Source organism: Methylomusa anaerophila (genome assembly GCF_003966895.1).
Taxonomy (GTDB): domain Bacteria; phylum Bacillota; class Negativicutes; order Sporomusales; family Sporomusaceae; genus Methylomusa; species Methylomusa anaerophila.
In genome coordinates this window covers 2641565-2657936 of sequence record NZ_AP018449.1, presented here as the reverse complement: position 1 = coordinate 2657936, position 16372 = coordinate 2641565, and the positions used below count along the sequence as shown (strand labels likewise).

15 protein-coding genes are annotated in these 16372 nt (G+C 48.1%); 3 read left to right on the top strand and 12 right to left on the bottom strand.

The genetic code is table 11. From position 1 onward, the window contains the following. Nucleotides 1-64: 64 nt before the first annotated feature. The 12 genes from whiA to uvrC all read right to left on the bottom strand — a co-directional run bounded on the left by whiA (nucleotide 65) and on the right by uvrC (nucleotide 13872). Nucleotides 65-1033, bottom strand: a complete 969-nt coding sequence (gene whiA, locus MAMMFC1_RS12025; RefSeq protein ID WP_126308741.1) for a DNA-binding protein WhiA — start codon at nucleotides 1031-1033, stop codon at nucleotides 65-67. A gap of 266 nt (nucleotides 1034-1299) precedes the next feature. Next, nucleotides 1300-2655, bottom strand: a complete 1356-nt coding sequence (locus MAMMFC1_RS12020) for a gluconeogenesis factor YvcK family protein (RefSeq protein ID WP_126308740.1) — start codon at nucleotides 2653-2655, stop codon at nucleotides 1300-1302. A 388-nt stretch (nucleotides 2656-3043) separates the two neighbouring features. Beyond that, the gene (gene rapZ / locus MAMMFC1_RS12015) at nucleotides 3044-3922 is read right to left on the bottom strand and encodes an RNase adapter RapZ (RefSeq protein WP_126308739.1); all 879 of its coding nucleotides are present in this window, start codon (nucleotides 3920-3922) and stop codon (nucleotides 3044-3046) included. A 57-nt stretch (nucleotides 3923-3979) separates the two neighbouring features. Next, the gene (locus MAMMFC1_RS12010; RefSeq protein WP_126308738.1) at nucleotides 3980-4702 is read right to left on the bottom strand and encodes a phosphatase; all 723 of its coding nucleotides are present in this window, start codon (nucleotides 4700-4702) and stop codon (nucleotides 3980-3982) included. A gap of 103 nt (nucleotides 4703-4805) precedes the next feature. Beyond that, nucleotides 4806-5387: a YqaA family protein gene (locus MAMMFC1_RS12005; protein ID WP_126308737.1), complete on the bottom strand. Its 582-nt coding sequence runs from the start codon at nucleotides 5385-5387 to the stop codon at nucleotides 4806-4808. 193 nt (nucleotides 5388-5580) lie between these two features. Then, nucleotides 5581-7317: a methyl-accepting chemotaxis protein gene (locus MAMMFC1_RS12000; protein ID WP_126308736.1), complete on the bottom strand. Its 1737-nt coding sequence runs from the start codon at nucleotides 7315-7317 to the stop codon at nucleotides 5581-5583. Between the two features lie 162 nt (nucleotides 7318-7479). Beyond that, on the bottom strand, nucleotides 7480-8277 hold the full coding sequence (locus tag MAMMFC1_RS11995; RefSeq protein WP_126308735.1) for a Cof-type HAD-IIB family hydrolase: 798 nt from the start codon (nucleotides 8275-8277) through the stop codon (nucleotides 7480-7482). A gap of 306 nt (nucleotides 8278-8583) precedes the next feature. Further along, nucleotides 8584-9129, bottom strand: coding sequence for a methylated-DNA--[protein]-cysteine S-methyltransferase (locus MAMMFC1_RS11990; RefSeq protein WP_232035431.1), 546 nt, complete (start codon nucleotides 9127-9129; stop codon nucleotides 8584-8586). 153 nt (nucleotides 9130-9282) lie between these two features. Continuing rightward, nucleotides 9283-10188 carry a BRO-N domain-containing protein gene (locus MAMMFC1_RS11985; protein ID WP_126308734.1) on the bottom strand — a complete coding sequence of 302 codons (906 nt, stop codon included), beginning with the start codon at nucleotides 10186-10188 and terminating at the stop codon, nucleotides 9283-9285. Nucleotides 10189-10258: 70 nt separating this feature from the next. After that, nucleotides 10259-10630 carry a four helix bundle protein gene (locus tag MAMMFC1_RS11980; protein ID WP_126308733.1) on the bottom strand — a complete coding sequence of 124 codons (372 nt, stop codon included), beginning with the start codon at nucleotides 10628-10630 and terminating at the stop codon, nucleotides 10259-10261. Between the two features lie 415 nt (nucleotides 10631-11045). After that, complete coding sequence (gene rd / locus MAMMFC1_RS11975) at nucleotides 11046-11204, bottom strand: rubredoxin (RefSeq protein WP_126308732.1); 159 nt, start codon at nucleotides 11202-11204, stop codon at nucleotides 11046-11048. A gap of 856 nt (nucleotides 11205-12060) precedes the next feature. Continuing rightward, complete coding sequence (gene uvrC / locus MAMMFC1_RS11965; RefSeq protein WP_126308731.1) at nucleotides 12061-13872, bottom strand: excinuclease ABC subunit UvrC; 1812 nt, start codon at nucleotides 13870-13872, stop codon at nucleotides 12061-12063. A gap of 264 nt (nucleotides 13873-14136) precedes the next feature. On the opposite strand from uvrC, the gene accC reads away from it, so the two are divergent. The 3 genes from accC (at nucleotide 14137) to MAMMFC1_RS11950 (ending at nucleotide 16304) form a co-directional block, all read left to right on the top strand. Then, nucleotides 14137-15468: an acetyl-CoA carboxylase biotin carboxylase subunit gene (gene accC, locus MAMMFC1_RS11960; RefSeq protein WP_126308730.1), complete on the top strand. Its 1332-nt coding sequence runs from the start codon at nucleotides 14137-14139 to the stop codon at nucleotides 15466-15468. A 194-nt stretch (nucleotides 15469-15662) separates the two neighbouring features. After that, complete coding sequence (locus tag MAMMFC1_RS11955) at nucleotides 15663-15962, top strand: type II toxin-antitoxin system RelB/DinJ family antitoxin (RefSeq protein ID WP_126308729.1); 300 nt, start codon at nucleotides 15663-15665, stop codon at nucleotides 15960-15962. 3 nt (nucleotides 15963-15965) lie between these two features. Further along, nucleotides 15966-16304 (top strand): type II toxin-antitoxin system RelE/ParE family toxin, encoded by a 339-nt coding sequence (locus tag MAMMFC1_RS11950; RefSeq protein ID WP_126308728.1) that lies wholly within the window; start codon nucleotides 15966-15968, stop codon nucleotides 16302-16304. Nucleotides 16305-16372: the final 68 nt, after the last annotated feature.

Below are 16372 nucleotides of genomic sequence, written 5' to 3'. Positions count from 1 at the left end.
TAACAGACATGCGAGGATGGGTAAATGTAAAAAGTTAACAGCCACTGTTTATAATTATGTCAAATTATACCGTATCTCCTTTGTCGCCGGCAGCCCGGCCAGCCGCCAGCTTGTCGGCAATCTCAGCCAGTTTGCGCAACCGGTGGTTAATCCCTGATTTGCCGACTCTCCCCCCCAATGCCTCTACCAATTCCGCCAAAGTAGCTTCCGGGTTGGCCAAGCGCACTTCGGCTATTTCCCGTAACGACGGCGGCAATTTATCAAGGCCCGTCAAAGCGGCAATTGTTTTAATACCTTCCACTTGTTTCACAGCCGCATTAACGGTTTTTTGCAGATTGGCCGTTTCACAGTTGACCAGACGGTTGACTTGATTGCGCATATCCTTGACAACCCGGACATTCTCAAATGTCAAGAGAGCGTTGTGGGCGCCGATAATCTGCAAAAATGAAGTGATGGCGTTACCGTCTTTCAGATAGACTATGTAGTCATCTTTACGGTCGGTAAGTCTCGCCGGCAAATTGAAGGATCGCATCAGCCTTACCAGGGATTTGGCAAAATCCAGGTTGCCTGTAACCAGTTCCAGATGATAGGCGCCCTCCGGTTTGTTCACCGACCCGCCGCCCAAAAAAGCTCCCCGGAGGTAAGCACGACGACAGCAGGCTTTCCGCAGAATGCCGCTGTCGGATTGAATATTAATCCCGTCACCGCGCATGATGCCAAGACCGCTGAACAGGTAGTTGACCCCCGGACCCGGAATTACCCGGACATGATAAGTATTATTCTTTTTTAGCCGGCGGCCGCGGGTAACAACCACTTCCGTATCTAATTTAAATCCCCGTTTAATCAGGCCAAGAACTTTTCGCGCCACAGCCGCATTCTCGCTGCTGAAGTTCACGCCTAAATTGGTATTGCCGCCAATTACCATCGTCCCGCCCATACGCATCAACGCCGCCAATTCGGCGGCATGACAGCAATGGCTTTCCCCTGTTACCCGGGCCAGTTCATTTTTCACCTCGGCAGAAAATGACACTATCGAGTCAGTCCTTTGTATTTATTGTATTGTACTCAAATTTTGAATTGGCTCGAACTGCTTAAAAATCGTTAAATACCGTTGCATATGAAAAAAACTTATTGGAATGAAATTTGTGATTACGGTTCGATTATCATAGTCAGACCGACGAGGCGCGACGAGAACCGGAACGGAGACGTACTTGGTTGTGCGTCGGAGTGAAGACCGCAGGAGCAACGAAGTAGATAGCGGTTTATAAGCAGTTCCCATCTTTGAAGACGCGAAGTTTTTCATTCTTTCCATTTCTTAATGGTCTCGGCAATCAGGTAATAATCGAGGAGCCGCATCCGGTCAGAGTTGACCTTGAGGTCATATACCAGTTTTATTATAGTCCGGGACAGACGAATGGGATCATGCCGCACCAGGTTGGTTTCACTGATCAAATTGGCCTGAACGATTTTAACGCCAAGAGCCTCAATTTCAGCTAAATCCGCAATTACCGGATATGCCCCCTGCTGCCCATATACTTCCTGCAGTTCCGGCGCGACTTGCTGGACATTGACTACCACATAATCTATACACCCCGGGCCGATATGGTCAATAATTGCCTTCACGTGCTGTGAGGCAGTATACCCATCCGTTTCCCCGGGCTGAGTCATAACATTGCATATATAGATTTTGACGGCCTCGGTCGCCCTAAGGGCCTCCACCACCCCTTTGACCATAAGATTGGGAAGTACACTGGTGTAAAGGCTGCCGGGGCCCAGGATACACGCATCTACTTCCTTAATGGCTTCCAGCACGCCTTTTACCGGGACGGCGTCGGCAGGCTGAATAAATACTCTTTTAATTTGTTTATTGGCCAATGGTATCTGCGACTCGCCTTCTACCCGGGTGCCATCCGCCATTTCCGCCACCAGTCGTATGCGTTCGGCGGTGGCAGGCAATACCTGCCCGCGAACGGCCAATACTTTACTGGACTCTTTAAGAGCCAGTTCAACATCGCCGACAATCTCCGTCATGGCGGCAATATAAAGGTTGCCAAAACTGTGTCCGGCCAGTTCACCGCAACCGCCGAAACGGTGCTGAAACAATTTCTCCATCAAAGGCTCAGTGTCGGCCAGAGCAACCAAACAGTTGCGCAGATCTCCCGGGGGGACAATCCCTAAATCTTTCCGCAGGCGTCCTGATGAACCACCATCGTCGGCCACAGTTACAATGGCAGTCAGATTGCTGGTGATACTTTTGAGGCCGCGCAGCAGGACTGAGAGTCCGGTACCGCCGCCCACCACAGCCAGAGCGGGCCCCCGGTTCAGTCTCCGCTTTTGAAAGATGATTTCAACCAGTTTTTCCGATCCCTCCGGAACAAGAACACTGATTACCGAATGGATAATTTGCCTGGTAGCCAAAAGCATGACAGCCACGCCGCCAACGATAATGGCAATGCCGGCCAGCGCTGTCACCGCATAATAATACTTGCCGGTAGTCAGGTAAAATAACCGGAAAATGCTTTCTTCAATCACACCAATATATTTATAGTTGAATATCATTGCCAGGCCCATGCTGACCAGAATTACCCCAAGTGAAAACAAGAGCAGCCAGCGCTTGAATTTCATCCCAGGATACAGCCATTTCAATATATGCATAAAGGATTCACCTACCAGAATCGTTTTGCAATTCCTCAACCTTTCTATTGCCTCGAACTATCCTGAAAATCTAAAACGTCATAAGACAAAGAAACCGGAACCGCAGAGACGCTGAGAACACAGAGAAAAGATGAACGAAGAGCGTTAAAAAAATATAAATAACTAAGTTTCTCTGCGCCTCTGCAGTAAAACGTTATCTTAAATGAGCAGTAAGCTTGTATCCGCCAGCTCTTCAACTGCCTCGAACTGCTTAGAAGTCGTCAGATGCTAGGCGCGAGGAGGACCGGAACGGAGGCGTACTGGGGGTACGTCGGAGTGAGGACCGGACGAGCAACGACGCAGATGGCGGTTTCTAAGCAGTTCCCTACTTAAAGCGCATAAATCCTTTCTAAACTTCGGTGATGTTGTGCTTTATATCCCGATGTTCGACATTGGTCTTATAACCCTTACCTTTCAAGGATTCGTGTATTTTTTCGGCGACAAACACCGACCGGTGCAAACCACCGGTACAGCCAATCGCGATAATGAGCTGACTTTTTCCTTCTTTAACATAGTGAGGAACAAGAAAATCCACCAGACCGGAAAGTTTTTCCATAAATTGCTGGGTTACCGGCCACTTCCAGATGTAGTCGCCAACTTGCGGCTCCTTGCCGCTATGGCGCCGTAATGACTCCACATAGAAAGGATTAGGTAAAAACCGGACGTCCAGTACCATGTCGGCATCTAAAGGTATGCCGTATTTAAAGCCAAAGGATACCACGGTAATGGTCATTCGTTCATGTTCCCGGTCTTCAGCAAATAAGGCAATAATCTTTCCTTTGAGCTCAGTTGTTGATAATCCGGAAGTATCGATTATATGAGTAGCCCGGCCGCGAATATGTTCCAAACGGTCCCGTTCCCGCATGATACCTTCGCTGATCCGTCCGTGAGGAGCCATTGGATGGCGGCGGCGGGTCTCCTTATACCGCCTGATAAGTGTGGCGTCAGCTGCTTCCAGGAACAATATCTCATAAAGATATCCCTGCTTCTCCATATCTTCCAGCACTTGGATCAGCGTATCAAAAAATTCGCCGCCCCGTATATCCACCACCAGAGCAATTTTGGACACCTTTCCTCCTGACTGGGCGCACAGCTCGGCGAATTTTGGAATCAGCATGGGGGGGAGGTTGTCAACACAAAAATAGCCCAGGTCTTCCATAGCTCTTACCACCTGGGATTTACCCGCGCCGGACATACCGGTAACAATTACCAAACGAAAATTATCCATAGCATTCACCTCATGAGTGGCTTGGTTGGATGATAAGATGATAAGATGATAAATCGATTACCGGACCCGGTTTTTCCGCCGCTCCAAGTGGGACAAAACCCTTTGGATAGAAGTATTTAACACCATTTCTTCCTTTATCCCGTGCTTTTCCAATAATTGATTGGCAACGTCAAACTCTCCCACCGTAAAAGCAAAATGGCTGTCTGAGCTAACCGAAACAATTACCCCATAGCGCTTGGCAAGGCAAGCGATATGATCACAATGGGGCATACTGCCTTTACGGCTGATTGTGAGTGAACTGTTATTGATCTCAATAGCCACACCATATTCGGCTGCAGCCTGGACAATCGCTTCTTCGTCCACGGGAAATTCCGGATTACCCGGGTGAACAACAATATCCACCCAAGGATTTTTCATCGTATTAATCATCATCTCTGTATTTTCGGCCACAGAGCCTTCAGGAGCGCATAACGTGTGAAGTCCGGCTAAAACGATGTCCTGTTTGGCTAACCTGCCGTCATCCAAGTCCAGCTTGCCCTTGCGGTCAATAACGTTGGCTTCTACCCCTTTAAGTATCTTTACACCATATATTTCGCCAGGAATGGCTGTCAAGTTGCCAAAATGATATGCATGAGGTCCCCCCGGCATAGCAGGCCCATGGTCGGTCAGGGCAATCATCTGCAGCCCTTTATCCGCTGCGGCGCGGGCAATTTCAAGCACCGTGCTGTAAGCGTGACCACTGGCAATTGTGTGAATATGCAGGTCTGCAACAAACTTCATTTGCTATCCTCCCCTCTACTATCCGTTATATCACAATTATATTGCAGCAACTAAAAAAATGCAAAAAAAGAGTCTACTGCCTGACTTAATTGCAGTAGACCCATTATTCGGACACAGTCTCCGCTTTGCGGTAACGCTTTACAATATATACCAAGAGTATAACAAGACCGGTCGCAATCAATAACCCAATTATAAAACTGTCCGAGTGGTTTGAAAATAACTCAACGGCTTTCGGACCGAAATAGTATATTAGCACTCCTTCCACGAGAAATCGTTTTGCCCGGCCGACAAATGAAGCAATAAAGAAAACATCCAGGCGAACGCCAAGGGCGCCGGCTGTAATGCTGACGAACTTGTAGGGAATCGGCGACAAGGCGGCGAGAAAAATGGCCCAAACGGCGTTTTCCCGGACGTATCGCTGAACAAGCTCCTGGTATTTGGGGGGAATAATCTTTCTAGCCGCCGGCAAACCTATTTTTCTGCCGATCCAATGGCCCACATAGCCGCCGGCAACTGAGGCCAAAGTAGCCACCATACCGTAATACAGTGCTTTCTCAGGACTGGCAAGTGCCAGCGGAATCAGCACAAAATCAGGGAGAATAGGCGAACAGAATGATTCGGTGAACGCCGCCGCTATGAGGCCGGCTACTCCCCACTGTAATAATAATGCAGTTACTTCCTCCATAAGTCACCTTCCTTCCAAATCAATTTCACGTATCCGGCAACATGCCATGTTAAAATCCCTTACAGCAATAGCCCTCCAAAAGAATTTTAGAGGGCTATAAATCAAACCGAAGGGTTGCCATATACTTACAAACTTCATAATTATTGTATCTAAGAATTCAACCAAAGTCAAGGGAACATAAGTTAAACATAAGTTAAATCTTAAAGTGGGTTACCACTCCGGTTAAAGCCTGCGCCATCTGAGAAAGGTTTTGCCCTGCGATTGACAATTGCTGCATGGAAACAGACTGTTCCACCGTAGCAGACGAAACGGTCTGCGTTTGAGCGGCAATATCCCGGCTGCTGGTTTCAAAAGACTGAACAGAGGTAACAATCTGCTGACTGCCTTCCGCCATATCCTGTATCGCCACAGATATTTCCCGGACCTGACCGGTGACCCGGTCAATATGAGCCGCAATATCTTCAAACGCCTTACCGGCACTATTAACCACTTCGGTTCCTACTGTCACTTCCCGGGTACCGGAATGCATAGCGGCTACCGCACAAGTGGTTTCTTGCTGAATTTCCACAATCAGATCGGCAATTTGCTGGGCAGCTTCTCCGGCTTGTTCGGCCAGTTTGCGCACTTCCTCAGCCACAACGGCAAATCCTTTGCCGTGTTCACCCGCCCGGGCCGCTTCAATGGCGGCATTCAGCGCCAATAAATTGGTTTGTCCGGCAATAGCCGAAATGGTGTTGACAATCTGGCCGATTGCCTGGGAATGTCCTTCCAGCTTGCCAATTACTTGCGCCAAACCGCCCACTGTCTGATCGATATTACTCATCTGCCTGACTGCAGTAGTGACTTTCTCGCTTCCCGCCTGCGCCGCCTGGGCGGTTTCAAGGGATACATCGACAACAATAGCGGCATTGGCGGCAATTTGCTGAATACTGGCTACTAAATGTTCCGCCGCTCCTAAAGCTAAAGTGGCGGCTTCCTGCTGCTGTTCGGCATTATGGGTGACTTGGCTGATGGAGTCTTGGACCTGAGTAGCGGCTCTGGCCGAATCGTCGACAATGTGAGCCAGGCTGTTGGAGGAAGCGGCAACCTGCCGGGCGGAATTTAAAATTTTGCTGACAGCAGTTTTAAAACTATGCCGCATTTTATTGAGGGCAATAGCCAGTTGACTCAGTTCGTCACCTTCCTCAACATAAGAAAAGGAGCCGGCAAGATCACCTTCCGCCATATGGTTGGCAGTAGTCAGCATTTGGTTGATTGGTTTACGCACCATATAAGTCAAAATTAAACTGAGAATAATTCCAATAACAATAGCGGTGGCGGCAATTATGCCGGAAAAAATGATTTGCTTGTTCATATTGCCTAAGGAAGATGCCGTACTTTCTGCTACGATTGCTTTGTTATTAGCAACTAAATTTTGCACTATAGTTGTGATCTGATCGGAGTATGGACTAATTTTACCAGCAATCTGATAGGCTTCAGCAGTCAACAGCTGAGCCTTTTCAGCGTTTCCGGCCTTAAGTTCCTGGTGGTAGGTGCGGACTACCGGTAATAAGTCGTTCATCACCCCGTCGGAATATTTACTGGTCAGTTGCACCAGTTTTTGCACTTCCGGCCGGTCGTTTTCACCGGTCAGCTCCAAGAGCTCGTGCTCCAGTACCACCGCATTGCTGGCTGCTTGTTCCATTTGCTTGGCGAACTTCTCATCCCCGTAGGCCATGTACCCGCGTATCGTCGCAACACTGTTATAAAAACTACTTTCAATCTGCATGGCGAGAGTCAAACGGTGGTTTGCTTTGTCAATAGCGTCAAGATTACGGGAAAACGATTGGAGAGAGATAACGGCAACCACAGCCATGGTAGCAATGAGTCCAAGCATGATAAAAAAGCCAATACCGATTTTGATTCCAATTTGTATTTTTTTGATGTTCATACACAAGCTCCCCTCTTACTTTGTGACAATCACAAAAAGCTTTCTGTCAACAGTCTCTTGCTGCAGCAGGCGTCTAGACTTGCATAGTATTACAAATAGTTACATTTTATTACATTATGTATATATTACCAAATCCTTTCTCCCGTAGTCAAGAGACTTTTTCTAAATCAGCACAAATTTCTCGATTGCTGCCGCTACGCCGTCATCATTGTTGTGACGCGTCACTGCTTGCGCCGCAGCTTTCACCTCCGGCCTGGCATTCCCCATGGCAACGCCTAAGCCGGCATACTTGATCATCTCCAGGTCATTGCCGGAGTCGCCGATAGCCATGACTTCCTGCCGGTCAATTTTAAGTCTGGCGGCCAGCAGCTCCAGCGCCCGGCCTTTATTGGCCGCCGGATCGGTTATTTCAACATACATGGGTTTGGATGAAACAATGTATAGCTTATCATTGAAAACGTTCTGCAGTGTTTGTTGAATGTCAGGGATATTGTCCGGTTCGGAGACGATCAGCATTTTGGTTGGGGGGTCCTGAACCTTGTAGATGTTTTCGCCGACCGGGATAGGTTCCACCCCGGCAAGAGCGGAATACATATCGGCATAACGATCCAGTTCTTTTACGTACAGCATATCATTGACATAGGTCTGGATGTACCAGTTTTTGACCCGGCACAGCTCCGCTGCTTGCTGGGCAAGTTCCCGCCTAACCGGGATATGCAGGATGATTTCACCGGATATGCTGCATTTAATCAGCGCACCATTATAAGTAATAAAAGGCACATCCAGTTCCAGCTGCCGGGCAAAGGGCAAAGCCGACCGGTACATCCGCCCGGTCGCCACCGTAACCGCCACGCCCCGCCGCACGGCTTCCCGGATTGTCTCCCTGGCCCGGGGGGATATGGTTAAATGATCATCAAGCAAGGTATCGTCCAAATCAATTGCAATCAGTTTAATTGACATTGTATCCTCTCCTCGTATAAAATCATTCTGCCAAATGTCTCTCTAAGGAATTTACTCAAATAATGAATTGCCGCGAACTGCTTAAAAATCGTCAGATACCGTTGCATATGAAAAAAACTTATTGCAATGATATTTGCTAATTACGGTTCGAACTATCATAGTCAGACCGTAGGCGCGACGACGATTCTGATTTCGTTAGCTTAGCATAACAGTTTGTGCGGGGACCGGAACGAAGGCGTACTGGGATGTACGTCGTAGTGAGGACCGCAGGAGCAACGACGCAGATGGCGGTTTATAAGCAGTTCCCTACTTTAAGCTGAGAAATCCTTCCAAAATGAGTAAAGCCCGCTTAAGTTCCATACCGCCGCCGAATCCGACAAGATCGCCATTGGCCCCGATCACCCGGTGGCAGGGAACGATAATGGGTGTCCGGTTAATATGCATGGCGCCGCCAACCGCCCGCGCCGCTTTCGGGCGGCCGACAGCGGTCGCTACTTCGCCATAAGAAGCGGCTTTCCCGTAAGGAATGCCGGCGGCATACTGGAGAACTGCCCTTTGAAAAGGTGTATATCCTCGCCAGTCAACCGGTGTTTCAAACTTAACCGGAAAGCCGCGAAAATAAATGTTTAGTTCCCGCTGCAACCGCTCACTGCCTTCAATCTCCCCATATGGTTTGTCCTCAACTATATTTTCCGTTTTCACTTCCTGCAAAGCCTTTTGTTTATCCGGGCGGGGAAAACCTAATTCCCATAATCCGTTTTCCGACCAGACCGCCGCTACATACCCCCAAGCTGTTGACAATACTGTGCATACTTTTTGCATGGATTCATTCACCACCTTACTTTCTACCATAAGATTTCCCCGTTACATACCGGACAAACGCGGCCGCCGCCGCATTTACGTCCATTGCCGTTCCTCCTGGCTGGGATTTGTGCTATAATCATGCCACGAATTTTATTTGAAAAAGAAACTGCACTTCTTTCAAACGCACTTTGAATTGCAGCTTCATTTGCCGTCACCTCCCGAGCCGGACTTATCGCCGTCGTCCGCATTGCCGGCTACGTCTTCAATCACGTTGCCAAGCAGGCGTGAGAAGTCAACGGCGTTCTTTGCGGTGATAACAGGCTTGCCGGTCCTGTTTTCAATGTCGCGCCGGGCGTTACCTGCAACCTCGCCTCCGGAACGCGCTACACTCCTGTTTTCGTTGAAGGTTTGAGGTTCCTCTTCTTTTGACAGTTCAGTTGTCGTGGCCTCCGCGAGCATGTTCAGCACCAGTTCCAGCGTGGACATGTTGTCGCGCAGGTTTTCCTTCTTCAACCCCTTAAGCCGTTTGTATTGGCGGGTGCTCATACCGGACCAGGCCTTGGTTATCTCGTCGGTAAGGATGGCGTACTCCGCCCCCTGCTTTATGCCACGGTTATCCCACTCGTCCGTAAGTTCTTTCCGTACTTGAATAGCCTGCAGGCGCTGGTTAATCCACTCTCGGGAGTATCCTTTTTTCAGATAGGTGACAAGTGCGCGGTCGATGGTGAGCTCCGGGTCGATGGTCTCCTCAATTCGCTCGCGTCCGACCTGGGCCAGCCACAGTTTGAAAGGCTCGGCTTTAGGCGAGGGAATCGACTGGATGATCCGTAAAAGCTGCTCGGTGTTGGCTACGTCCGTGCTATAGCGTTTCCCGTCAGCGGCTTTTAATTTCAGTTGCTGACAATTTGTCAGCAACTGATTTGCGCCTTCTTCGTTTAGACGCTCTTTCAGTTTTGCCCAATAATTACTCGCGCTGCGTTGCGTCGGCTGGTCGGTTAGAACGCCGACCACATCGACGACAGAAAATAGCCATTCTTCGGCTTCTTCATCCCAGGCGGTGCGAATGCGCTTATCCTCGAAAAGCTGGATTTTATTATTATCGTCCATGGCAAGGCCTCCAATAACTCATATTAGCGTAAGTTTTGAGAGTTGAGAGTTGAGAGTTGAGAGTTAATTTTTAAGAGTTAGGAGTTGAATTTTTATTGGCCATAGTTTTGGTGGTTGCCATTAACATTTTCTTGATTTCAAGGCAATCGTTATAAACAGATTGGAATTCCGTATCACTCAAATACTCTGTTTCGGGCAAAAGTTCAAGCCAGTACAAACTCTCAGCAGATTCTTTTAATGCAATATATACCTTTGCCAAAAAATCTTTTCGACTGATGCTGCATTCCGCTTCAGCAAGATTTGCTCCAATGCTTGTTCCGCTTCGCAGCAATTGCTTTGACAAAACAAACTCTTTCTTTGTCTCCGTCAAAAACTTATAGAGCTTGATTATTCTGATCGCAAAGCACTTGCTTTTATATTTTGCCGTATTCTCAACACTCATAACTCCACACTCCGCTTTCCACGTTCAACTCTCCACTCTCCAAACTCAACTCTACTATAAAACTTTACCAAAATCCGCATGCGTTTTACAATAGATTCTACGCATTTGTAAAGATTAAATCCATATTTACATGGAGCGCCGAGGTGGAGGATTTGCCCGCCGAGCCGTCTCTTCATTGAGCGCACCGAGGTCGGAGAACGCGGGGAACGCTACTCCAGAACCGCAGAACAGAAAATTGTCATCCGCTACCGCGACCTCGGTGTACTGGAAGCCTTCAGGGAAGAAGCAAGGAAAATAGCTGTTTAACAGGCAAAGGCAGACAGCAAAATCTGCTGTCTGCCTTCATGGATACCTACGGTTCAGCTTATGTCCCTATGGACACGCACCTAAGACTGCCCTGTTGTTTATATATGTATCAGATTTTCTCGAATTGATCTTTGCCAACCCCGCATACCGGACATTGCCAATCGTCAGGAACGTCTTCGAAAGCGGTGCCGGGTTTAACACCATGGTCGATATCGCCTTCGGCGGGATCATACACATAACCGCAAACCGCACATTTGTATTTTCCCATTACTATTCACTCCTTGATAATAATTTATATCCATGAAAATAATTATACCATCCGGCGCTATAAATGCAAGCCCCAAAACAGTGTATATAAAAAAATAATAAAAGAGCCCGTAATGATCTACGCTACAGCCAATACCGATCATTACATACCCATACGCAATCTTTCGACTACCCACGAGCATTACACAACCGGTACTGACCTTTGCTCGACCGCCAGAGATACCTGCCGAACCTACTGCAATCTCCCGACTGCAATAGACCCATTTTAACGGCTCCGGGGAACCACTCCGGAACCCCTGGCAATCTTAGCTCGACCGCCATACATCCCTTTCGACCATACGACAACAGTTGGGCTGCCGCACAGCCTGACAGGACATATGACAATCTGCCCGCCGACTGATGCCGAGCCCGCAGACCCGGCACCAATCTTTGGCCGAATAACGCCGAACCCCTAAATAGAGATCCGACGCTACTCTTGGCTCGACCATTACGAACCCTTTACAATTCTATTATGGCTGTTTTTCAACAAACCATGCATCAAAATTTAAAAAAACATTCAATGATAACGTAGAGAACCTCTCCGAACCTATACCTTGTATCCACTCAGCCCATCAAGTGCCACGAACTGCTTAGAAAGTGCCAGATACCGTTGCATATGAAAAAAACTTATTGTAATGATATTTGCTAATTATAGTTCGAACTATCATAGTCAGACCGTAGGCGTGATGAGAACCGCAGTGGAGGCGTACTTGGGGGTCCGCACAGACTGCTTAGGAAAAGGCTAACTAGGCCAGAAAGGTCGGAACGAGGATCGCAAGAACAACGACGCAGATGGCGGTTTATAAGCAGTTCCCCCCTTAAGGTGAATAGCTACCCTGCCGGAAAAAATTGTAGACGGCTTTCGCCGCCAGTTTGGTCATTCCTGGCACAGCAGCCAATTCTTCTATTGTCGCTTCTTTGATTTTAGCCAAACTGCCGAAATGGTCCCACAGTGCCTTGCGCCGCTTCTCACCAATACCGTTAATATGATCCAGCACCGATGTCAAATTACGCCTGGCCCGTAATTTGCGATGATAGGTAATGGCAAACCGGTGGGCCTCATCCCGGATGCGCTGAACGAGATACAATGCCTGGGAATAGCGGGGCAAAATAAGCGGCTCGCTGATTCCTTCCCGGAAGATATGCTCGAATTCTTTGGCCAGACCAATGACAGTCACTTCCGTCAGCCCTGCCGCCCGAATGACCGGTAAGGCCGCATTAAGCTGCCCTTTGCCACCGTCGATAATGATAAGGTCGGGCACCGGACCTTTCGCCGCCGCCTCCCGGTAGCGCCACCCCACTACTTCCTGCATGGAGCGGAAATCATCCGGTTTTCCCTCCACGGTAGTCAGTTTGTACCGCCGGTATTCGGCCTTATTGGCCTGTCCCCCCTCGAATACGACCATGGAAGCAACCGTCTCCGCGCCTTGGATATGAGAAATGTCAAAGCATTCGATACGTGCCAACGGCTCAAGAATACCTAAATACCGGGCCAACTCAGCCACTGCTCCTTCGCTATGGTCGGTTTTGGTCTGGATTTTGGCGGATTGCTCTGTGAGAACGGTAGCGGCGTTGCCGGCAGCCATGTTAACCAAATCTTTCTTGGTACCCCGGCAGGGTGTTTCCAGCAGCACCCGCCCCCCTTTTATACCGGTAAGCCAGCCGGACAGAAGGTGCTGTTCCTCAAGACCGACCGGCAGAAGAATTTCCCGGGGAATAAACGCCGCCTGAATGTAATATTGTTTGATAAACGCTGCAAGAACATCCGCATCGCTTTCGTGTTCACTGTTGGTCAGCATGAAGTAATCCCGTCCCACCAATTTGCCGCTGCGGATAAAAAATACCTGGACACAGGTTCCGATTGCTGAGCGGGCCAGTCCGATGGCGTCCTGGTCACCGCTGCCGGTAACAATATTTTGTTTTTCTATTATTTTTTCCACTGCCGCCAACTGGTCCCGCAAACGGGCCGCCTGCTCGAATTCCAGGTTTTCTGCCGCGTCATCCATGCCTTGTTTTAACTTTTTCATTAAAGCATTGCTACGCCCTTCCAAAAATAGGCAAACAGCTTTTATCATTTCACTGTAAACAATTTTATCTGTTTTTCCGGCGCAGGGGGCCAGACACCGCTTGATGTGATGCTCCAAACAAGGCCGCCTGGCATCAAGGTTACGGCAGGAGCGCACCGGAAACAAGGTTCTTAAAAGCTGCAGCGTTTCATGGACTGCGCCGGCGCTGGTGTAAGGCCCAAAATACCTGGCGCCGTCTTTCTGCACTTTGCGGGTGGCATATACCTTGGGAAAATCCTCGTTCACAGTTATTTTAATGTAAGGATAGCTTTTATCATCACGCAGGCTGATGTTATATTTGGGACGATGCTTTTTGATTAAATTGCATTCCAGGATAAGAGCTTCGATTTCCGAAGCGGTAATGATGTATTCCAGGTCGGCAATCCGGGCCGTCAGCGCCAGCACTTTGGGGGAATGATGGCGGCTGGATTGAAAATAAGAACGCACCCGGTTTTTTAGGTTAATCGCCTTGCCGACATAGATGATGCGGCCTTTATCATCTTTCATTACATATACACCCGGTTTATCCGGCAAAACCGCAAGTTTTTCTTCCAGTTCGTTCACGGGGACACCTCATCCTTGCTATATATGCCGCATTAAAGAATGACATCCGAATATTGGGATAAACTGAGATTAAGCGGCAGCGTCGAAAAGCCTTATTTTTTTATTAACAGTTTTAAAAATTGTTAATAATTGTTAAATATCCATGCTATCTTGTATACATTGCTTTAAACTCTTGCTTAAATTGTTATTTCTAATTATAATCTTAATCATTAGGCCCGGCCGATATCGGCCGGGAAACGAGATGCAAATGGGAGGTCTATGCCGATGTTTGACAGAGTTTTGATCGCGAACCGTGGGGAAATAGCCATCCGAATTATCCGGGCCTGCCAGGAGCTTGGCATTGAAACCGTGGCTGTTTATTCTGATGTCGACGCAGATTCCCTTCATGTCCAATTGGCTGACTATGCCTGTAATATTGGACCGGCAGATGCTGCGCACAGCTATTTGAACGGCAAAGCGATTGTGGCTGCTGCTGAAGCGGCCCAGGCAGATGCTATTCATCCTGGTTACGGCTTCTTATCGGAAAACGCCGATTTTGCGGAATTGGTAACAAAAGAAGGGTTGGCTTTTATTGGCCCGTCTGCCGACGTCATCCGTCAGGTGGGAAACAAGGATGCCGCCCGCGACGTAATGCGATCGGCCGGAATCTCTATGTCCCAGGGCAGCGATTTGGTAGATAACCTGGATAATGCTATATGTCAGGCGGAAAGCATTGGTTACCCTGTTATTTTAAAGCCCATAGCAGGCGGCGGCGGACATGGCATGTTTGTTGTCAACAACCAGCCGGAATTGCATCAAGCTGTTCGTAAATATGATGCTTCCAGTCTTGCTTCTACTCCGTATTATTTTGAAAAATATATTTGCAACGCCCGTCATATAGAAGTCCAGATTGTTGCCGACAACTTCGGGCATATTGTTCACCTGGGAGAACGGGAGTGTTCTCTTCAGCGGCGCAATCAAAAAATTCTGGAAGAAGCTCCCTCCAGTATTCTTACGCCGGAAATGCGCCAAAAAGTTGGTGAACTGGCAGTGCGGGCAGCCAAGAGCATCCATTATACCAATGTTGGTACGGTCGAATTCCTTTTGGATTGCGGTGGGAATTTTTATTTTATGGAAATTAACCCCCGGATTCAAGTGGAACATGGCATCACTGAGATGGTCAGCGGCGTTGACCTTGTAAAAACGCAGATCCAGATTGCAGCGGGACATCAGCTGACATTCAGCCAAGCCGACGTGAAACTGAACGGACATGCCATTGAGTGCCGCATTAATGCGGAAAACCCCAACGCCAACTTTATGCCCTGCCCGGGACAAATCGACTTTTACCACCAGCCCGGCGGCCCAAACGTCCGGGTAGACAGCGGCGTATGCGCGGGTTCTGTTGTTCAACCTTATTATGATTCCCTAATTACCAAGGTAATTGCCTACGGGAAAACGCGGGGAGACGCCATCAAAACCATGGAACGGGCTTTAGGAGAGTTTATTATCACCGGTATTGATACTACCATTGACTTCCATAAGAACGTATTGCGCAATCCCCAGTTCCGGATGGGGAATGTTGACACCCAGTTTGTTTATAAACAAATGATTTCGTAAATTATAACGCAGCAGGATACAAGATAACGGAGGCGGAAATATGGAAATGCCGCAAGTGAGACACTTCAAGTGAAGTGTCTCACTTGCGTTTCAATATATGCACCTGAAGTTTTAGTTAGAAAAAACTTGAATAATGTATTGCTAAACGTTATACAATAGAATATAATAAAGAAAAAATGAAAGGTGGAACTATTGTGGCCATAAAAACAGCAAATGTTCTCGCTCGTGTCGAGCCGGACATAAAAGAAAAAGCAGAATCTATCATGGCAAAGCTGGGAGTTCCGGCTTCCGTTGTAATCAACATGCTCTATAAACAAATTGTTATGACTAAAAGCATTCCGTTTTCCCTGTCGCTTCCTGCCGCTCCGCTGGCGTTGGATGAAATGGATGCCGCCGCATTTGACGCAATCATGCAAAAGGGGTTGGATGAAGCAAGGGCAGACCGTTCCCGTCCTGCTTCTGAGGTGTTTAAAGAGTTAAGACGGGGACTGTAATTTATGGCGGATAAAACATACATCGTTAAAATCACCGCACAGGCAGAGGAACAACTGCAAGAAATCATAAAATACATTGCTTCTGAGTTAAGAGTTCCAAAAGCCGCCCTGCGTTTGCTTGACGAAATAGAAAGGGCAATTTCATCGCTTTCTCAGTTTCCGCAGCGGATTGCATTGACAGAAGAAGAACCGTGGCGAAACTCAGGCATTCATAAACTGCCTGTAAAAAACTTTCTTATTTACTTTTGGATTGACGAAGGAAATGACAAGGTACAGGTTACCGCCGTTATCTACGGCCAGCGTGACCAAATAAAACAGCTTTCTCAGATGGATATGGAATAAACAGAGGCGCTGTCCTGCAAAGGGATGACGCCTCTATTCATGATCTCGCTCCTATCAAAGAAGTAGCG